Annotated in this window: 17 protein-coding genes; 11 read left to right on the forward strand and 6 right to left on the reverse strand. The window is 67.8% G+C overall.

Annotated elements, in window-relative coordinates; genetic code table 11:
- Window position 1: 1 nt before the first annotated feature.
- Genes G6N66_RS11905 through lysX form a run of 4 tightly spaced genes read right to left on the reverse strand, consistent with a single transcriptional unit; the run spans window position 2 to window position 5666 of the window.
- On the reverse strand, window positions 2-1714 hold the full coding sequence (locus G6N66_RS11905) for a serine/threonine-protein kinase PknH/PknJ (RefSeq protein ID WP_085234276.1): 1713 nt from the start codon (window positions 1712-1714) through the stop codon (window positions 2-4).
- Entirely contained in the window at window positions 1707-1952 is a 246-nt protein-coding gene (locus G6N66_RS11910; protein WP_085234275.1) for a hypothetical protein, read from the reverse strand. The genes G6N66_RS11905 and G6N66_RS11910 overlap by 8 nt, the downstream gene beginning before the upstream one ends.
- Complete coding sequence (locus G6N66_RS11915; protein ID WP_332107691.1) at window positions 1927-2361, reverse strand: DUF6653 family protein; 435 nt, start codon at window positions 2359-2361, stop codon at window positions 1927-1929. Before G6N66_RS11915 ends, G6N66_RS11910 begins: the two co-directional genes overlap by 26 nt.
- Entirely contained in the window at window positions 2361-5666 is a 3306-nt protein-coding gene (lysX, locus tag G6N66_RS11920; protein WP_085234274.1) for a bifunctional lysylphosphatidylglycerol synthetase/lysine--tRNA ligase LysX, read from the reverse strand. Before lysX ends, G6N66_RS11915 begins: the two co-directional genes overlap by 1 nt.
- Window positions 5667-6215: 549 nt before the next feature.
- Here lysX and infC point away from each other — a divergent pair.
- The 4 genes from infC to G6N66_RS11940 all read left to right on the forward strand — a co-directional run bounded on the left by infC (window position 6216) and on the right by G6N66_RS11940 (window position 8333).
- A complete protein-coding gene (gene infC, locus G6N66_RS11925) occupies window positions 6216-6836 on the forward strand; it encodes a translation initiation factor IF-3 (RefSeq protein WP_085234273.1) in 621 nt (206 codons plus the stop codon).
- Between the two features lie 49 nt (window positions 6837-6885).
- Window positions 6886-7080 carry a 50S ribosomal protein L35 gene (gene rpmI / locus G6N66_RS11930; protein WP_085234272.1) on the forward strand — a complete coding sequence of 65 codons (195 nt, stop codon included), beginning with the start codon at window positions 6886-6888 and terminating at the stop codon, window positions 7078-7080.
- Between the two features lie 75 nt (window positions 7081-7155).
- Window positions 7156-7545 (forward strand): 50S ribosomal protein L20, encoded by a 390-nt coding sequence (gene rplT, locus G6N66_RS11935; RefSeq protein WP_085234271.1) that lies wholly within the window; start codon window positions 7156-7158, stop codon window positions 7543-7545.
- Between the two features lie 14 nt (window positions 7546-7559).
- Complete coding sequence (locus G6N66_RS11940) at window positions 7560-8333, forward strand: TrmH family RNA methyltransferase (RefSeq protein ID WP_085234270.1); 774 nt, start codon at window positions 7560-7562, stop codon at window positions 8331-8333.
- A 70-nt stretch (window positions 8334-8403) separates the two neighbouring features.
- Here G6N66_RS11940 and G6N66_RS11945 read toward each other — a convergent pair whose 3' ends face one another.
- Complete coding sequence (locus tag G6N66_RS11945) at window positions 8404-9462, reverse strand: oxygenase MpaB family protein (RefSeq protein WP_085234269.1); 1059 nt, start codon at window positions 9460-9462, stop codon at window positions 8404-8406.
- Window positions 9463-9707: 245 nt separating this feature from the next.
- Here G6N66_RS11945 and G6N66_RS11950 point away from each other — a divergent pair, with 245 nt between their 5' ends.
- The 5 genes from G6N66_RS11950 (at window position 9708) to pheT (ending at window position 16057) form a co-directional block, all read left to right on the forward strand.
- The gene (locus G6N66_RS11950) at window positions 9708-10532 is read left to right on the forward strand and encodes a PE family protein (protein ID WP_085234268.1); all 825 of its coding nucleotides are present in this window, start codon (window positions 9708-9710) and stop codon (window positions 10530-10532) included.
- 202 nt (window positions 10533-10734) lie between these two features.
- A complete protein-coding gene (locus G6N66_RS11955) occupies window positions 10735-11523 on the forward strand; it encodes an adenylate/guanylate cyclase domain-containing protein (RefSeq protein WP_269474949.1) in 789 nt (262 codons plus the stop codon).
- A 42-nt stretch (window positions 11524-11565) separates the two neighbouring features.
- The gene (locus G6N66_RS11960; protein WP_085234267.1) at window positions 11566-12369 is read left to right on the forward strand and encodes a rhomboid-like protein; all 804 of its coding nucleotides are present in this window, start codon (window positions 11566-11568) and stop codon (window positions 12367-12369) included.
- A gap of 158 nt (window positions 12370-12527) precedes the next feature.
- Window positions 12528-13571 (forward strand): phenylalanine--tRNA ligase subunit alpha, encoded by a 1044-nt coding sequence (gene pheS, locus G6N66_RS11965; RefSeq protein WP_085234308.1) that lies wholly within the window; start codon window positions 12528-12530, stop codon window positions 13569-13571.
- Complete coding sequence (gene pheT / locus G6N66_RS11970) at window positions 13571-16057, forward strand: phenylalanine--tRNA ligase subunit beta (RefSeq protein ID WP_085234266.1); 2487 nt, start codon at window positions 13571-13573, stop codon at window positions 16055-16057. Before pheS ends, pheT begins: the two co-directional genes overlap by 1 nt.
- Here the strand turns inward: pheT and G6N66_RS11975 are convergent.
- Window positions 16054-16734, reverse strand: a complete 681-nt coding sequence (locus tag G6N66_RS11975; RefSeq protein ID WP_085234265.1) for a TetR/AcrR family transcriptional regulator — start codon at window positions 16732-16734, stop codon at window positions 16054-16056. The genes pheT and G6N66_RS11975 overlap by 4 nt on opposite strands.
- Window positions 16735-16843: 109 nt before the next feature.
- On the opposite strand from G6N66_RS11975, the gene G6N66_RS11980 reads away from it, so the two are divergent.
- Both G6N66_RS11980 and G6N66_RS11985 read left to right on the forward strand, forming a co-directional pair.
- Entirely contained in the window at window positions 16844-18151 is a 1308-nt protein-coding gene (locus G6N66_RS11980) for a cytochrome P450 (protein ID WP_085234264.1), read from the forward strand.
- A 240-nt stretch (window positions 18152-18391) separates the two neighbouring features.
- Complete coding sequence (locus G6N66_RS11985) at window positions 18392-19870, forward strand: PE family protein (RefSeq protein ID WP_085234263.1); 1479 nt, start codon at window positions 18392-18394, stop codon at window positions 19868-19870.
- Window positions 19871-19890: the final 20 nt, after the last annotated feature.

Below are 19890 nucleotides of genomic sequence, written 5' to 3' on the forward strand. Positions count from 1 at the left end.
GCTACTTGACCTTGGCGGCCATGTCCGTCGCGATCTGGCTGGCCTGGTTGGTGACCTGCGGTCCGCAGGCGTTGACGTCGAGAACCACGTTCGACACGGCGTTGAGCACGCGCTGACAGGTCACCCCCGAGTTGTTCGCCGAGTCGTGTACCAGCGAGATTTTCGGCGGATTGCCCGTCACGTCGTGAAATGTCCACAGCAGTGACGTGCCGGGCTGATTCTGGGTGAGGGTCTTTCCGGCGCAGCCATGCCACGCGCCCTGTTGTGCCGTGACGAAGCCGAGCGCCTGTTCGGCGGATGCGAAAATCACTGCGCCCTGAACCACGACGATAGGGGGGTTGCTCTGCGGCTTCTTAAGTAATTGGCCCAACACCGCGGTGTAGCCGCTGCTCTTGTAGGTCGCGGATTGCAAACCGATCAGCGCACCCAGGCACTGCGGATCGGAGACCGTGTTACCGGGGTCGGGGTCGCGCATATCGGAGGCGCTGTGGTCGACGACGATGCCGCTGGTCCAGAAGTAGGCGTCGATCTGTGCGGGGCTGAGCAGGATCGAATTTAGTTGCGCGGGCGCGACTGTCGGCGACGTCCTGGTGGTGGTCGCGGCACCGGCGGTGGCCGTCGTCGTGGTCGTCGTGGAGGCCGCCGTCGGGGCGTTGGGTTGGTGCCTGACCCCGAGCCAGATGCCGACGCCGGCGAGGACGGCGACGACCGTCAGTGCCGCGCCGACGATCAGCCATGGCGTGCGCTTGACGGGCGGCCGCGCGGGTGCCGGCCACTGCGGCGGTGGGGTGGGAGCGAAAGGCGCCGGTGCGGTGGGCGGGGGTGTGAATTGCCGGCTGTGCTCGACCAGCCTGTCGGCGCGGCGTTGGTCGGGGGCGCTGAGTGCATGGTGGGCGGCGCGGGCCAGGTCGCCGGCGGTGTGATATCGGTGGGCAGGATCCTTGGCCATGCCGCGAGCGATCACCTCATCGAAAGCGATTGGTACGGCAGGATTTTGGTAGCTGGGCCTGGGGATGGGCCGGGTCAGATGTGCGGCCATGATCGCGGGTAGGCCGTCCGCGCGGAACGGCGGTTCGCCGGTGAGGCACTCATACAGTACGCACGCGAGGGCGTAGACGTCGGCGCGATAGGTGATCTCCGCGTCGCCGAACCGTTCGGGCGCCATGTAGCTCCAACTGCCCACGGCGGTACCGGTTTTGGTCAAGTTCTTGTGGTCGGTGAAGGCGGCGGCGATCCCGAAGTCGACCAGATAAGCGAAGTCGTTCTCGTTGACCAAGATGTTCTCGGGTTTGATGTCGCGATGAATGACGCCGGCGCGGTGGGCGGCGTCCAGGGCATCGGCGACCTGTCCGACGATCGCGACCGCGCGCGGCGGGGGCAGCGGCCCGTCGCGGCGGATCAGCGCCGCAACGTCGGTGCCCTCGACAAAGCGCATGTCGATGAACAGTTGGCCGTCGATTTCGCCGTAGTCGTGAATCGGCACGATGTGGGGTTCCTGCAGTCGGCCCGCGGTGTGCGCCTCGCGTTGCATGCGCCGGCGGAACGTGTCGTCGAAGTTCAACTGCTGCGACATCAACTTGAGCGCCACGGTCCGATCCTTGACGGTGTCATAGGCCTCGTAGACCTCGCCCATACCGCCGCGGCCCAGTAACCGCTGCAGCCGGTAACGCCCGAATTGGCTGCCCACTCGCGAGACGGGATTGGTCTCACTCATCGGTGCGCATCGACTCGCGGATCTGCGCGAGGCGCTCGGCGGCGGCGCGTTGGCGCTCCTCGTACTGCTGCTCCACGGTCTGGCCTTCGGGACTCTTGTCGTCGAGTTCCGTTGCGCCCAGCGATGTTCCGTATCGGGTTTCGATCTTTTCGCGCACGTAGTCGAAGGTCGGCACGCCGGCGTTGTCGTAGCCGGGTTCGGACTGCGCGGCGTCAGGAAGGTCCGGTTCGTCGGGCATGCGATTCAAAATAACGCACCATCTGCGCCCAGTACACCAACGTCAGCGCCATCTGCACCGCGGTCGCGATTGCCGCCGGGGCCAGCCGGCGGCGGCGGGCGGCGACGACGGCGCCCAGCGATACCGCCGACGTCAACGCGCTGACGGCCGCCGCCGCATCGCGGGGCCGCTGGGCGATCCACAATTCTTCGCCCAGCATCGCCCGGGTGGACCAGGCGCCTGCGTGTGCCGGCTTGCCGAAGACGAACGGGTTGACCGTTAGCCACAAGCCGATCGGCACGGCGTGTCTCCAGCGCCGTGTCCAGACGGGGACGAGCACCAGCGGTGTGCTCGCCCAGCGGGTCCACGCACTCCAGGGATGGCAGTGCCGCGCGAACACCGCGCGGCGCATGGCGGCGACCGTGAGCACTAGTGCGGCTTGACCAACGGGAACGGCAGCGTCTCGCGGATGCTTCGGCCGGTGATCAGCATGACCAAACGGTCGATGCCCATCCCGAGGCCGCCGGTGGGGGGCATCGCGTATTCCATGGCCTGCAGGAAGTCTTCGTCCAGCTCCATCGCCTCGGGGTCGCCGCCCGCGGCCAACAGCGACTGCGCCTGCAACCGGCGGCGCTGCTCCACCGGGTCGGTCAGTTCGCTGTAGGCGGTGCCCAGCTCGACGCCCCACGCCACCAGATCCCACCGCTCGGCAACCCCGGGCTGACTGCGGTGCGGTCGGGTCAGCGGCGACACCGAGGTCGGGAAATCGATGTAGAACGTCGGCTTTTCGGTCCGGCCCTCGACCAGGTGCTCATAGAGCTCGAGCACCACCGCGCCGGCGTCCCAATGCGCCCGATACGGAATGTGTGCGGCGTCGCAGAGCTTGCGCAGCTGGCTCAGCCTGGTGCTTACGCCGATCTCTTCACCCAGCGCTTCGGACACCGCGTCATAGACGGTCTTCACCGGCCAGACACCGGAGATGTCAACCGGCTCGAGACCGTCGTGGGTGCCGTCGGCCCGCGGGCGCATCACGGTCTGCGTGCCGTGGGCGGCCTCGGCGGCGTTCTGGATGAGCTCGCGGCAACCGTCGATCCACACCCGGTAGTCGGCGTGCGCCTGGTAGGCCTCCAGCAGGGTGAACTCCGGATTATGGCTGAAGTCCACTCCCTCGTTGCGGAAGGCGCGGCCCAGTTCGAACACGCGCTCCACGCCGCCGACGCAGAGCCGCTTCAGATAGAGCTCCGGCGCGATGCGCAAAAACAGGTCCATGTCGTAGGCGTTGATGTGAGTGCTGAACGGTCGCGCGGCGGCTCCGCCGTGGATCTGTTGCAACATCGGGGTTTCGACTTCGACGAATCCCTTGGCGAACAACGTCTCTCGAACCGAGCGCAGCACGCTGCTGCGGGCCATGAGTAGATCACGGGACTCGGTGTTGACCGCCAAATCGACATAGCGTGTGCGCAAACGGGTCTCGGGGTCGGTAAGCCCCTTCCACTTGTTCGGCAGCGGCCGCAGGCACTTGCCGATCATCCGCCAGTCGCGCACTATCAGCGAGCGGGTCCCGTTCTTGGAAAAGCCCATGTGGCCGGTGATCTCCACCAGGTCGCCGAGGTCGATGGCGGCGGTGAAATTCCTGGTGCTGCCGCGCTCCACTTGTGAATTGTCCAGCAGCACTTGCATTTCCCCCGACCAGTCGCGCAAGTCGGCGAACAGCACGCCGCCGTAGTCACGGATCCGCAATATGCGCCCGGACACCGAGACGCTCTCCTTGTCGTCCGCGTCCATCGCCTGGGCGACCGTGTGGCTGGGCGGAGTCCCCGCCGGATAGGTGTCGATGCCGGAGTTCTGCAGGGCCCGCAGTTTGGTCATGCGCACCCGAACCTGTTCGGGCAGGCGCGATCTCGTCTCTTCGGCGGCGGCGGCGTCGCGGGCCTCTTCCAGCCCCCTGACGTCGGGGGCGGACCCATCGGCGTGCAACAGGCCGGATTCTGCCAGCCGTTCCGGAACTGCGGAATGATGCCCGGTGTGCTCCCTTTCGCGGCGGCTGAACGGCAGCACCAGAAAGCCCTCGGCCAGTGCGGAGGCGACGCCCACCCGGGGAATCAGCCGGGCATCCTCGTAGCAGGCGTACCGCGGTACCCAGTCGGGTTGGTACTTCATGTTGGAGCGGTACAACGTCTCCAGCTGCCACCACCGCGAGAAGAACAGCAGAAAACCTCGCCACAATCGGGCCACCGGTCCGGCGCCGAGCGCAGCGCCCTGCTCGAAGGCGGACCGGAACATCGCGAAGTTCAACGAAATGCGAGTAATGCCAAGGCCCTCGGCGTTCAGGGCGAGCTCGCTGACCATGAGCTCGATGGTGCCGTTGGGGGACTGCGGGGAACGGCGCATCAAGTCCAGGGAGACGCCGGTGGTTCCCCACGGCACCAGTGAGAGCATCGCCACGACTTCACCGTCGCGGTCGATCGCCTCGACCAGCAGGCAATCGCCGTCGGCCGGGTCGCCGAGCCGGCCGAGCGCCATGGAGAAGCCGCGCTCGGTTTGGGTGTCGCGCCAGGCGTCGGCGCGGCGGATGGTCGCGGTCATTTCGTCGGGCGAGATGTCGCGGTGCCGGCGGATGCGCACCGTCAGGCCGGCCCGGCGCGCCCGGGTGACCGCCTGGCGCACGCCACGCATGTCCGGACCGGACAGCTTGAAGTCACCGGTCCGCAGGATCGCCTCGTCGCCCAGCTCCAAGGCGTTGAGGCCGGCCTCGCGATAAACCCGGGCCCCGTCCGTGCTGGCCCCCATGACGCCGGGCGCCCAGCCGTAGGTCTGGCACAACGCCAGCCAGGCGTCCACGGCCTGCCGCCAGGCCCGCGGGTCGCCCACCGGGTCGCCGCTGGCCAGGCAGACGCCGACCTCGACGCGATAGGTGAGGGCGGCGCGGCCGCTGTGCGCGAACACGACGGACTTGTCGCGGCGGGTGGCGAAGTAGCCCAGTGAATCGTTCTTGCCCCACAGTTCCAGCAACCCGCGGATGGCCGATTCGTCCTCGCCGGTCAGAGCGTTGTCGGCGCGTTGGGACTGGAACAGCACGATCGTCGCCGCAATCAACGCGAGCGCGCCGAACAGCCCCATGACCGCGTTGAGCAAGAGCATCGGCTTGCCCGTGAACAGGTCGCGGTCCACGATCGCGAACCCGATCACCCGGTTGACGACGTAGAGCAAGCGCTCCTGTGGTTCCAGCGTCCCGGGGAACATCTCGACCAGACCCCAGCACACCCCGATGCCGATCACCCACCCGGCGGCCAGCGTCGCGGCGGCCTTGAACAATGCGGCCCGGCGGACTTTGGCCCAGAACTCGCGATAGCTCGCGATCAGCAGGATGGCGACGACGGTGTGGACGACCCACCCGAGGTTCTCGCCGAAGGCCTCGGCCGGGGTGTTGGCGCCCGCGGCGAGGTCGGCGATGTTGAGCACCGCGGCCAGCACCATGTTGCCCAGCAGCAGCAGCCAGGCGATGCGTTTGCGCGCGGTCAGGGCCGCGGCCAGCAAGCCCAGCACGAACGACCAGGCGAAGCTGGTGTCCGGGAAGTTGAACAGGTAATCGTTGATGAATTCCCGCGGGCCGTGGATCAGCCATCTGAGCAGCGGCGAGATGCTGGCCAGCAGCGAAAGTGTGGCGATGACACCGACGATCCAACCGGCGGCCGCCGGGACCCAGCGGAGGCGGGAGGTCGACCGACCCCGCACGTTGGGGGGCCTGCCTGCGGGGCTGCCGGTGGTGGGCGTTGTTAGTGCCACAGACCGCGAGGATATTCGCTCAACCCGTGAATTACCTGGCGAAGCGCCAAGACTGCTCAAGACTTGTCAGCCCCCTTTAGATACCGTGTGACGACCCCTGCCATCCCCGCACCAGGCGCGGTCCATGCCGGCCCGACGCCGACCCGGCGCCCGTCCAGCTCCGCTCCGGCTCCGCGATGTGCGGAATGGCATCTCATGCCTGGTAGACTCACCCACGCGACCATCCTGGCGAACGCCAGGGACAGTAAGTGGAGTCCCACTCCCACCGCTGGCCACGACTTCAAGTCAAGGCTAGGCGGTCCGGTCACGGGCATCATGCAATGCCCGTTCTGCGCCCGTTCTGCGTGGCGTGGGCGGCTTGAGTAACGTCAAGTTGCGATCGGTCGGCATTGGGCCCTGCTTGGCAGGGCCTTTTTGCTGATGACGTGGCGTTTCCACCGCTGAATCCTGACGGGGTCCGTACGAGGTCGTGACTAGAAGCCAAACGAGGGAGGCCCCATCAGCACTGAGACCCGCGTCAACGAGCGCATCCGCGTACCTGAAGTCCGATTGATCGGCCCAGGGGGAGAGCAGGTAGGCATCGTGCGTATCGAAGACGCACTCCGCGTCGCCGCGGACGCCGATCTCGACCTTGTCGAAGTCGCCCCGAACGCCAGACCTCCGGTCTGCAAGATCATGGACTACGGCAAGTACAAATACGAGGCGGCGCAGAAGGCACGCGAGTCCCGCCGCAATCAACAGCAGACCGTCGTCAAAGAACAAAAGCTGCGACCCAAGATCGACGACCACGACTACGAGACCAAGAAGGGCCACGTGGTCCGCTTCCTGGAAGCGGGATCGAAGGTCAAGGTCACCATCATGTTCCGCGGACGCGAACAGTCACGGCCCGAGCTGGGCTATCGATTGCTGCAGCGGCTGGGGGCCGACGTCGCCGACTACGGATTCGTCGAAACTTCGGCCAAGCAGGACGGCCGCAACATGACGATGGTGCTAGCACCACACCGCGGCGCGAAGACTCGCGCCAGGGCGCGGCACCCGGAGGGACACGAGCCGTCGGTCGCGAGCGACGCGGCGCCGGACTCGGACGCGGCCGGCGACACCGACGCCGCACCGAACTGACCAGAACACCAGCACTGACCGGTTAACAGTTAGAAGAGTTAGAGGAAACATGCCCAAGGCCAAGACCCACAGCGGGGCTTCGAAGCGGTTCCGGCGCACCGGTTCCGGCAAGATCGTCCGGCAAAAAGCCAACCGTCGGCACCTGCTCGAGCACAAGCCGACCAAGCGCACCCGGCGGCTGGACGGCCGCACCACCGTTGCGGCCAACGACACCAAACGGATCAACGCGCTCCTGAACGGCTGACCGCCCAAACGCCAAGGGCCAGAGCACTGGTCCGGCACCCGACCATTTACGTACGAACGGAAGTAGGAACATCCCATGGCACGCGTGAAGCGGGCAGTCAACGCCCAGAAGAAGAGGCGCACCGTCCTAAAGGCCTCGAAAGGCTATCGCGGCCAGCGATCACGGCTCTACCGCAAAGCCAAAGAGCAGCAACTGCATTCGCTGAATTACGCCTTCCGTGACCGGCGTGCGCGCAAGGGCGAATTCCGCAAGTTGTGGATTTCGCGAATCAACGCGGCCGCGCGCGCCAACGACATCACCTACAACCGGCTGATCCAGGGCCTCAAGGCCGCGGGCGTCGAGGTCGACCGCAAGAACCTCGCCGACATCGCGATCACCGATCCGGCGGCGTTCACCGCGCTCGTCGACGTCGCGCGCGCGGCGCTGCCCGAGGATGTCAACGCGCCCAACGGAGAGGCCGCCTAACCTCCGGGCTGTCGATGCTCACCGAACGCTCGGCCAGGGTGGCCGCCGCGGTCAAACTGCATCGCCACGTCGCGCGGCGCCGCGCCGGACGATTCCTCGCCGAAGGCGTCAACCTCGTCGAGGCCGCCTCGGCGCGCGGGCTGGTTCGCGATGTCTTCGTCACCGAGTCCGCGGCCGAGCGGTACTCGTCATTCCTCGACGGTGCGCAGTCGCCGGTTCACCTGGTGACCGACCGCGCCGCAAAGGCGTTGTCCGACACCGTGACTCCGGCGGGGCTGGTCGCCGTGTGCGAGATGCTGGCGACCCGGCTTACCGACGTGCTGGCCGCCGCGCCACGGCTGGTCGTGGTGCCGGTCGAGATCAGCGAGCCGGGCAACGCCGGCACCGTGATCCGCATCGCCGATGCGATGGGGGCGACGGCCGTGATCCTGGCCGGGCACAGCGTCGACCCGTACAACGGCAAATGCCTGCGCGCTTCCGCGGGCAGCATCTTCTCGATCCCGGTCGTGGTCGCGCCCGACGCTGGTGCCGCCGTCGGCGCGTTGCGCGCCGCCGGGCTGCAGGTGCTGGCGACCACCGTGGACGGCGAGACGTCGCTCGAGGACGCCGACCTTGCTCGGCCAACGGCGTGGCTGTTCGGCCCCGAGGCTCATGGCTTGTCCGCCGAGATCGCCGACGGTGCCGACCGTCGGGTGCGCATTCCGATGTTCGGCGCCGCCGAGAGCCTGAATGTGGCTTCGGCCGCGGCGATTTGCCTGTACCAGAGCGCCCGGGCGCTCAACGGCTGAGTCGGCTCCGCGAGCCGAACCTGGCTGCGAAATTTCGAGCCGGAAATCGCAGTGTCGTTCGGCTCGCGGACTAAGCCGCCCGGCTCCGGCCGCGGGCCGGACGCAGGCCCGCGATCGACAGCGTGCCGTGCACCAGCGATCCCGCCCGCTCCATGAGTAGTTTGGCCGGGTCGAGCGGCGACCGGGACCTCGGCGGAAAGTAGTGCATCGGCAACCCGCGGCGGTCACGCGGCGGCCCCATGAAGGCCGGCGCCTCGACCAGCGGGGCGTCGCTGCGAATCCGTCCCTCCGCGCGGCGGTACGCCGCCAGCGCGCGCGGGTGCAGGCGGATCTCGTCGGGGACCGCCAGGAACGCCAGCTCGACCAGTTTGCCGAACACCCGCAACAGGATCTCGTCGCCGGGTGTCCAGTGCATGCCCGCCTTCTCCCGGACGGCGGGCTCGAACAGGCCGGCCGCAATCCAGCGCTGGCCGGCCACCAGCGGCTTGAAGATCTGGTCCCAGACGGGCGTGGGCAGCAGGACGAATTTCGGCTTGGGGATCCGCATCTGGAAGATGTCCAAGGTCGCCTGGTTGAGTTCCAGCTCGTCGCGGCCGACGCGCTCCCAATACTCCTGAAACTCCTCCCAGGACTTGGGCACCGGTCGCATGCTCATCCCGTACATCCGGTACCACTGCACGTGCTCGTCGAAAAGCTGACGCTTCTCGGCCTCGGTCAACCCGCCGCAGAAGTATTCGGCCACCTTGATGACGAGCATGAAAAACGTTGCGTGCGCCCAGTAGAACGTCTCGGGGTTCAGCGCGTGATAGCGACGCCCCTCGGCGTCGACGCCTTTGATCGTGCGGTGGTAGCCCTTGATCTGCTGGCCGGTCGCCGCGGCCCGGTCGCCGTCGTAGACCACGCCCATGATCGGGTAGACGGAGCGGGCCACGCGTTGCAGCGGCTCGCGCAGCAGGATCGAATGTTCTTCGACGGCGGCGCCCAATTCGGGATACATGTTCTGGATCGCCCCGATCCACACACCCATCATTCCGGTGCGCAAGTCGCCAAAATACTTCCAGGTGAGCGAATTTGGTCCGAGCGGATCGGAAGGTGCCCCAGATGTCCCCGATGTTGAAGTGGCAGTCATCGCGACCTCCCTACTCGTGCTGGGGCTAAAGATAAGCGTTGACAACGCGCGTTGTCCACGTTTTCGGCCAGGGCCGCGATGCTGTTATCGAGAGTCCACAACGACGAGGCGGAGGCGTGATCAGGACGTATCGTGGGGGCTCCGACAGGCGGCGGCATTTTAGCCAAAAGTCGACTACTCGCCAGTAGACTTCTGCTCCTCGGTGCGTTATCAGGTGATTCGAGGTCAGTCGAAGGAGACGGACTGTGTCCTTTGTCAACGTCGCGCCGGAGACGGTGTCCTCGTCGGCCGGGGACCTGGACGGCATCCGCTCGGCGCTGAGCGCGGCCAACGCCGCCGCGGCACCTTCGACCACTGGAATCGCCCCGCCGGCCATGGATCAGGTGTCGGCGGCCATCACCGCGGTGCTCGGCACCCACGCGCTCGAATATCAAGCCGTCAGCGAGCAGGTGGCGGACTTTCATGCGCAATTCGTGGGGGCGCTGAACTCCAGCGCGAATCAGTACCTGGCCGCCGAGGCCGCGAACGCGGCGCAGAGTTTGATTAACGCGCTGAACTCGCCCCCGCAGGCGCTGCTGGGACATTCGGATGTGGGGACCGGGACCGCGGGCGCGGTCGGCGGGACCGGGAGCCCGCCGGTGATCGCCGGTGGCGTTCCCGCCGGCGGCACGGGGGAACCGGAGCCGGCCGGTTTCCCAATCCCCAGCACGGTCAATCCCGTCGGCCCGATCAAGCAGACGCTGACCGGGCCGGACGACCTCGCGACGGGAGCCGCCTCGCTCGCCTCCGGAACTCTCGCGGTGCCTTCGGAGGTGTCGCTCGGCGTCGCCGCGGCCGCTCCGTACCTGACGACGGCGTCCGCGCTGCACAGCGGCAGCGCGGCGATCGGCAGCGCGCTGTCGGGCGTGCGACCAATGCCAGCCGTCAATGCGCTCCCGAACACTCCGGTCAACGCCGTGAGAGCCTTCCTCCAAAATCAGGGGACGGACCCGTCGTCGAGCGTCAACGTGCCCGTCGCCGGGCTCCTCGGTCCAGCTGCGGAAGGGCCGACCGCCGACGACCAACAGTGACCCTCGGGCCGGTCGGTCGCTGCGACCTGTGACACAGCCGCGCCGCTCGACGTTGCCTGATTCTGCAGAAACCACCTACCCTTGCGACGTGGAAGCGGGGCCTCACGGGGAACACGAGGCCGGGAGATCTCAAGGCACCAAAGCAACCGACGCTGCGCCGGGCCCGTCCCGGCGTTCTCCGGTGCACAGCGCGACGCGCTGGATGCGCAGCACCAACGAAAGCCCGGGCGTGGTGGCGTTCCTCCGGCGGGCGCGTCGGCTGTTGCCCGGCGATCCGGAATTCGGCGACCCGCTGTCGACCGCCGGCGAGGGGGGCCCGCGTGCCGCCGCGCGAGCCGCCGATCGGCTGTTGGGCGATCGTAATGCGGCATCGCGCGAGGTCAGCCTGGGCGTGCTGCAGGTGTGGCAGGCGTTGACCGAGGCGGTTTCGCGCCAGCCAGCAAACCCCGAGGTGACGCTGGTGTTTACCGACCTGGTCGGCTTCTCGACGTGGTCGCTGGAAGCCGGCGACGACGCCGCCCTGGCCTTGCTGCGTCAGGTGGCTCGTGCCGTCGAGCCGCCGCTGCTCGACGCCGGCGGGCACATCGTCAAACGGTTGGGCGATGGAATCATGGCGGTATTCCGCAACCCCGTCGTCGCCGTCCGCGCCGTGCTGGCCGCCCAAGACGAGTTGAAAAGCGTTGAAGTGAACGGATATACGCCCCGCATGCGGGTTGGAATCCACACCGGTAGGCCGCAGCGGCTGGCCGCCGATTGGCTCGGTGTCGACGTCAACATCGCCGCCCGGGTGATGGAACGCGCCACCAAAGGTGGCATCATGGTGTCGAGTTCGACACTGGATCAGATACCGCAAAGCGAACTGGAGGCACTGGGGGTCGTCGCCAAGCGCGCACGTAGGCCCGTGTTTGCCAGCAAACTTACCGGCATTCCCGCGGACTTGGCGATCTATCGGATCCGGACGCTCCCGGTTTCCGAGGGAGTTCTTACCTGACGGTGAAACGCTTGAAACAATGCACAGGCATAGTGGGGGGTAATGATTTACGGAATCCTCTCCCGGGTCGCGCGGGTCCGCGTCACCGTGGGGTACGTCGCGATCGCCGGTGCGGTGAGTCTTGCGCTCCTTTCGCTGCAACCGCACACACGTGAGCTGGTGATTCAGCACGCCAGCACCAACCTGCACAACCTGGCGCACGGACACGTGGGCACGCTGCTGGGCAGCGCCTTCGTCGTCGACGCCGGTCCGCTGTACTTCTGGATGCCGTTTTTGGCGTGCCTGCTGGCGCTCGCGGAGCTGCATCTGCGCAGCATCCGGCTGATGGTGGCATTCGTGGTCGGGCACATCGGCGCGACGGTGGTCGTGGTCGGCGCGCTGGCGGCCGCGGTGGAGTTCGGCTGGCTGCCGTGGTCGATCACCCGGGCCAGTGATGTGGGGATGAGCTATGGCGCGCTCGCGGTGCTAGGGGCCCTGACGGCGGCGATTCCGCCGCGCTGGCGCCCGGCGTGGGTCGGCTGGTGGATCTTTGCGGCGATCACCGCCGCGGTCATCGGCGGCGATTTCACCGATGCGGGCCACACCATCGCCGTGATCCTCGGCGTGCTGGTGTCGGCCCAGTTCCGCGGCCCGATCCACTGGACGCCGGTGCGCCTGATGATGCTGCTGGCCTCCTCGGGTTTCGGCTTCCTGGTGCTCGCCCACCACTGGGCGACCATGGCCGCGGCCCCGGCGTTCGGCCTGCTGGGTGCGGTGGCGGTGCACCAGCTGGTGCGGTTGATCCGCTCGCGCACGGCGTCCGACGCCGCGACGCTCGCCGCCGTGCAGCCGGCACTGGCCGGCTAAGCGCCCCGGCACGACCGGAAGGTCGCCCAGGGGCGAGCACCTGATCACCTATGATCGGCACTTGCGCCACATCCATGCTGCGCGCAATCAATTACCCGTCCGCTTCGCGACGAGGCGAGCGGACCGAACAGCCCGGTCAGCGAGGAGAGTGCCGCCGCGTGGGTGATCAACCCGTCGACCTGTCGCCGAAAGCCCTGGCGCACGCCGTCAGCGCCGCACACCGGGCGTTGGCCGGCGCCGGCAGCCTGGACGCGCTGGCGCAGGTGAAAACCGAACACCTCGGCGACCGCTCACCCGTGGCGCTGGCGCGACAGGCGCTGGCCAGCCTGCCCAAGGAGGACCGCGCGGACGCCGGCAAACGCGTCAACACCGCCCGCGCCGAGGTCCAACGCGCCTACGACGAACGGCTGGGGGTCCTGCGCGACGAACGCGACGCGGCGGTGCTGGTCGCCGAACGCATCGACGTCACCCTGCCGTCGACTCGCCAGCCGACCGGCGCCCGGCACCCGATCACGATATTGGCCGAGCACATCGCCGACACGTTCATCGCGATGGGCTGGGAGCTGGCCGAGGGTCCCGAGGTCGAGACCGAGCAGTTCAACTTCGACGCGCTCAACTTCCCGCCGGACCACCCGGCGCGCAGCGAGCAGGACACCTTCTACATCGCGCCCGAGGGTTCCCGGCAGCTGCTGCGCACCCACACCTCACCGGTGCAGGTGCGGACCCTGCTCGAACGCGAGCTGCCGGTCTACATCATCTCGATCGGCCGCACCTTCCGCACCGACGAGCTCGACGCCACCCACACGCCGGTCTTCCATCAGGTCGAGGGCCTGGCGGTGGATCGCGGCCTGTCCATGGCGCACCTGCGCGGAACGCTGGACGCGTTCGCGCGCGCCGAGTTCGGGCCGCTGGCCCGCACCCGTATCCGGCCGCATTTCTTTCCGTTCACCGAACCCTCCGCCGAGGTCGACGTGTGGTTTCCCGGCAAGAAGGGCGGCGCCGGCTGGGTGGAGTGGGGCGGTTGCGGCATGGTGCACCCAAACGTGTTGCGGGCCGCGGGAATTGACCCGGAAATTTACTCCGGCTTCGCGTTCGGCATGGGTCTGGAGCGGACCCTGCAGTTCCGCAACGGCATCCCCGACATGCGCGACATGGTCGAAGGGGACATCCGGTTCTCGTTGCCTTTCGGGGTGGGTTTCTGATGCGCCTCCCGTATAGCTGGCTGCGCGAAGTGATTTCCGCCGGGGCGCCGGGCTGGGACATCGGTCCCGACGACGTCGCGCAGGCGCTGGTGCGCATCGGCCACGAGGTCGAAGAGGTGATCACCCTCGGTCCCGTCGACGGTCCGCTCGTGGTGGGGCGGGTGGCCGCCATCGAGGAGCTCACCGAATTCAAGAAGCCGATCCGGGCGTGTCTGGTGGATGTCGGCGAGCCGCAGCAGCGCGAGATTGTCTGTGGTGCAACGAATTTCGCCGTAGGTGATCTGGTTGTGGTGGCACTGCCCGGTGCCACCCTGCCCGGCGGCTTTGCCATCGCGTCGCGCAAGACCTACGGCCGCATCTCCGACGGCATGATCTGCTCGGCGGCCGAACTCCGCCTGAGCACAGACCATTCCGGGATCCTGGTGCTCCCGCCCGGGACCGCCGAACCCGGCGCCGACGGCACCGCCGTGCTCGGGCTCGACGATGTGGTGTTCCATCTGGCGATCACACCCGACCGCGGTTACTGCATGTCGGTGCGCGGGCTGGCCCGGGAGATCGCGTGCACCTATGACCTGGATTTCGTCGACCCGGCCGACGTGGAGCCATTGCCCGTCGAGGGCGAGGCTTGGCCGTTGACCGTGGACCCCGGCACGGGGGTGCGGCGGTTTGCCTTGCGCCCGGTGACCGGGATCGACCCCGCCGCCGTGTCGCCCTGGTGGCTGCAACGCCGCCTGCTGCTGTCCGGGATCCGCGCGACCTCTCCGGCCGTCGACGTGACCAACTACGTGATGCTCGAGCTGGGCCACCCCATGCACGCCCACGACCGCAAGCGCATCACCGGGGCCTTCGCGGTGCGGTTCGCGCGTCCGGGCGAAACCGTCGTCACCCTCGACGACATCGAACGCAGGCTCGATCCGGCCGACGTCCTGATCGTCGACGACGTGGCGACCACCGCGATCGGCGGGGTGATGGGGGCCGCCAGCACGGAGGTGCGCACCGATTCCACCGACGTGTTGCTGGAGGCCGCGGTGTGGGACGCGGCGGCGGTGTCGCGCACGCAGCGCCGGCTGCATCTGCCCAGCGAGGCCGCGCGGCGCTATGAGCGCACGGTGGATCCGGCCGTCTCGGTCGCCGCCCTGGATCGCTGCGCAGCCTTGTTGGCCGACATCGCCGGGGGAGTCGCCGAGCCGACGCTGACCGACTGGCGCGGCGACCCGCCGCGAGACGATTGGTCGCTGCCGCCGGTCCGGATCGCGACCGACCTGCCGGACCGCGTCGCCGGGGTGACCTACGCGCCGGGCACGACGGCTCGGCGGCTAACCCAGATCGGTGCCCAGGTGAGCGAGGACGGCGACACCCTGACCGTCACGCCGCCGAGTTGGCGACCCGACCTGCTGCAGCCCGCCGACCTGGTCGAGGAGGTGCTGCGGCTGGAGGGACTGGAGGCGGTGCCGTCGGTGCTGCCGCCGGCTCCCGCGGGTGCCGGGCTCACCGCGGCGCAAAAACGCCACCGCGCGATCGGAAAGGCGCTGGCGCAGTCGGGTTTTGTCGAGATCCTGCCGACGCCGTTCCTGCCCGCCGGCGTGTTCGACCTGTGGGCACTGCCGGCCGACGACCCGCGCCGCGTGACGACCCGCGTGCTGAACCCCCTGGAGGCCGACCGTCCGCAGCTGGCCACCACGCTGCTGCCCGGCTTGTTGGAAGCCTTGGCGCGCAACGTATCTCGGGGTCTGGTCGATGTCGCGTTGTTTGCCCTCGCGCAGGTGGTGCGCCCGACCGAGGACACTCGCGGTGTCGAGCTGATCCCGGTCCACCGCCGGCCCACCGACGACGAAATCGCCATGCTGGATGCGTCTTTGCCGCGGCAGCCGCAACACGTGGCCGCCGTGTTGGCCGGGTTGCGCGAGCCGCGCGGTCCCTGGGGTCCCGGTCGCCGGGTCGAAGCCGCCGACGCCTTCGAGGCCGTGCGGATCATCGCCCGCGCCAGCGGAGTCGAGGTGACTTTGCGTGCGGCGCAACACCTGCCGTGGCATCCGGGTCGGTGCGCGGAGGTGCTGGTCGGCGAGACGGTCGTCGGTCATGCCGGGCAGTTGCATCCCGCGGTGATCGAGCGCTCCGGACTGCCGAAGGACAGCTGCGCGCTGGAGCTGAACCTCGATGCGATCCCCGGCGTCGAGGCGCTGCCGGCGCCCAGGGTGTCGCCGTTTCCGGCCGTGTTCCAGGACGTCAGCCTGGTGGTGTCCGCGGAAGTACCCGCCCAGGCGGTGGCCGATGCCGTTCGCGAGGGCGCCGGCGAACTGCTCGAGGACATCCAATTGTTCGACGTCTTCACCGGTCCGCAGGTCGGCGAGGGCTGCAAGTCGCTGACGTTCGCGTTGCGGTTCCGCGCCCCGGATCGCACGCTGACCGAAGATGACGCCAGCGCGGCGCGTGACGCCGCCGTGCAACGCGCGGCCGCCGCGGTCGGCGCCGTGTTGCGCACCTAGCGTCGCGGGAATTCGGCCGCGCTGGTGATCATCGGCATCAGGTAGTTGCGGACGTAGGCGCGGGTGTCGTCGAGGGTGGCCAGGTTGATGCGGGTGTGCGGGGTCACGATGAACGACAGCGTGAGTCGAGTGTGCAGTTCGGCGACGGTGCGCAGATGCCGGTCCTGGGCCTTGGTGATTTTCGACGTGCCATAGAGCTCGGTCCGCATCAACGCCGCAGAGTATTCGGTGGCGTAATCGACGAGGGCGCCCGCGTCGATGGTCAGGCTGGGCAGGATGGTCTCCGGCTCGGTGCGCAGCAACTTCTTGAGCAGGGTGTGCTCGCGCATGAACGTCACCGAGAACATCGTGTCGTAGACCATGCGGTCTTCGAACGTCGTGGCGTGCGCGCGGGCCTGCGCGCTGCCTTCCAGAAATCGGCGCGCTTCGGCGAGCACGACGGCATCCATGAGTGCGGCCTTGGTGGGGAAGCGACGGTAGAGGGTGGCTCGCCCCACACCGCTGCGTCGAGCGACGTCCTCCATGGTGGTGCGACGGATCCCGACGAGTTCGGCCTGTTCCAGCGTGGCGGCCAGGATGCGGGTGGTGATCTCGTCGGGGTTGTCGACCTGGGCGAGGACGACGGGATCGGGTTCGGTGAGTCGTCGGACGAACTCGGCCGTTCGAGTCGAGGTCACCCGATCCCTCCTTGCTCCTTGGCCGCGGTCGACGTATCGTTGCGGTTGAGTCATTTGAGACAATAAGAGTCTCATTGTATCGCACGTGGCACGTCCGGGAGGGATCGTTATGCGTGTCGGACTGCGGGCCCGATGGATGGCGATACACGGTGTGCCGCGGGCCTATTTCGCCGTTCAATCCCGCCGGGGCAACCCGCTGGCCCGGCTGCTGCGCGCCCCGGGCAACGACCGCTACGCGCTGATGGAGGAGATCCGGGCGCGCGGCCCGCTGATGCGTGCGCCGTACGTGTGGGCGAGTGTCGACCATGCCGTGTGTCGAGAAGTGCTGCGAGACAAACGCTTTGGCGTCACCGCGCCCACCGACATGGAGCTGCCCCGGCCGCTGCGGAAGCTCATTGCCGCGACCGACCCGGGCGTGGCCAACCCGGTCGAACCGCCGGCCATGGTAATTGTGGATCCGCCCGATCACACGCGTTATCGGCAGCTGGTGGCGCAAAGTTTCACCCCGCGCGCGGTCGACGCGCTCGGTACCCGCGTCGCCGAGGTGACGATGGCGTTGATCGAGCGCATCGCCGCCACACCGCAACCCGATCTGATCGCCGATTTCGCGATGCAACTGCCGGTCGCCATCATCGCCGAGATCCTTGGCCTGCCAACCGATTCCTATCCCCGCATGCTGGAGTGGGGTCGCTGCGGCGCGCCGCTGCTCGATATCGGCATCGATTGGAAAACCTACCGGAACGCCATCGCCGGCCTGCAAGGCGCCGATGACTACATTCTCGAGCACTTCCGCAAACTGCGGGCGGCCGACGCCGGCGACAACCCCTTCAGCCGGATGGCCGCGGACGGCACAATGACCGACCGTGAGCTGACCGCCAATGCCGCGTTGATCGTCGGCGCGGGCTTCGAAACCACGGTCAACCTGATCGGCAATGGGATTGTGTTGCTGCTGCAACACCCCGAGCAATTGGCGCTGCTCCGCGAGAATCCCGAGCTGTGGTCCGGAGCCATCGAGGAGATCCTGCGGATCGCCAGCCCCGTGCAGATGACGGCGCGCACCCCGCATTGTGACGTCGAAATCGCCGGCGCCCGCGTCGCGGCCGGCGACATGGTGGCGCTGTTGCTTGGCGGCGCCAACCGGGACCCGCGCGTGTTCGCCGATCCGGCCGCCTTCGACATCACCCGGGAGAACGCGCGCGAGCACCTGGCGTTCGGGTCCGGCGTGCACGCCTGCGTCGGCGCCGCCCTGGCTCGAATCGAAGGCGCTACCGCGCTGCGTGCGCTTTTCGAGACATTTCCGGATCTGCGCCTCGTCGCGCCGCCGCAGCCGCGTGGGCTGATCAATTTGCACGGATATACGCGCCTGCCGGCCCAACTCGGCGGCAGGAGAACAACTTTCACGGTTGCGCCGTCGTGAAGTAAAGCTTCGTGTCCGCCAAGGCTCATCGCAACAACGCCCGGGCTTGCCGGTGCTGTTCCGGCCTGGACCGACCAACTGCAGTTGAAGTACACGAACCCGGTCATGCGGCGGGCGGCGCGTTATTGCAACGCGTTTGACGAAACCGGCGGAATTTTGCCCGCATTACTGCGGCGTTAATTTACGCTCAGGGCCTTCGGGATTCAGTTGATCGCCGCAATCAGTCCAAGGGGGACGGGTATGTCGTTCGTCAGCACGATGCCAGAACTGATCGAGTCGGCCGCGGGGGATCTGGAAAATCTTCGCTCGACGCTGGGCGCGGCGACCGCCACCGCGACGCCGCCGACCGCCGGCATCGTCGCCGCGGCCCAGGACGAGGTGTCGGTCGCGGTCGCAGCGCTATTCAGCGCGCATGCCCGGCAATTCCACTCCCTGAGTGCGCGGGCGTCGGCGTTTCACGGCCAGTTCGTGCGGTCGTTGCAGTCCAGCGCCGAGGCCTACCTCAGCGCCGAGACCGCCAACGCGCAGCAGGTGGTGGCCGACGTGCAATCCGCCATCGGGTCGATCACCGGCGCGCCGGCTTTGCTGCGCGGCGCGGCTGACAGCTCGAACCCCTACGAGGAACTGGTCGCCAACACGAGCGCCAACCTGCGGGCGCTGCGCGCCGCCATCGCCGCGAACCCGGCGCCGGTGCTGCACCAATTCCTCGCCAACCAGCAGGCCTACGCCCAGCAGATCTTCACCGCCATCGACCATTTCGCACAGAACTTCCCCGAAAGCGTGCCGATCGCCATTCAGGCGTTTTTCGACCGGCTGGCGGCGTTCAACCCCGTGGCATTCGTCGAGCAGGTCATCAACAACCAGCTCGGCTACGCCCACACGATCGGGACGGCGCTTTCCCACGCTGCCCACGATTTCACCGTCGGCCTGCAAGCGTTGCCCGCGGCCTTCGAATCGGCGCTGCAGGATGTGTTCTCCGGCAACATCGGCGGCGCGGTGAGCACCCTGAGTGACGCCTTCGTCAATCTGTTCTTCACCGGGTTCTCCACCGTCACGTCCGGTTCCCTCACGAATTTCACCGCGGTCGTGACGCCGACGGGCACGCTGGGCGACCTGTTGCCCATCCTTGGGATACCGGGGGAGATGGCGCAGAACTTCACCAACTTCTTGGTCCCGGGCTCCGTCGCCGCGCAGATGGCGCAAAACGTCACCAACGCCATCGAGACGTTCAACGACACCTCCATCGTCGCCAACGCGGGGCTCGCCATCCGGATCTTCCCGCCCGCGGTCGGCTTCTTCCTCAACGCCCACTTCGGCATGCCGATAACACTGTTGCTCGAGGCGGCGGGCGGGCCGGTTAACGCGCTGCATGCGGCCGATCTCAGCGCGCGGGCGTTCACCAACGCGTTGCGGGCCGGTGACTTCGGCGGTGCCTTCGACGCGCTCGTCGGCGCGCCGGCCGTCATCACCAACGGACTCCTCAACGGTGAGCTGATCGCGCCGATTTCCTTCAATGCGGGCGGCTACCCGGTGACCATCGACCTGCCGCTGAACGGGTTGCTCGTGCCGGCCACCCCGTACAAAGCGTCGGTCACGGTCACGATCGGGAACACTCCCTTCACCGCCACGACTAACGTCGGCGGGACACCGATCAGCGGCCTGGTGCCCGCGCTCATGACTTACGTGCCCGAGCAACTCGCAGAGGCGATCGGGGCCTGAGGGGCGTCACGACAGCCTCG

Source organism: Mycobacterium conspicuum (assembly GCF_010730195.1).
Taxonomy (GTDB): Bacteria; Actinomycetota; Actinomycetes; order Mycobacteriales; family Mycobacteriaceae; genus Mycobacterium; species Mycobacterium conspicuum.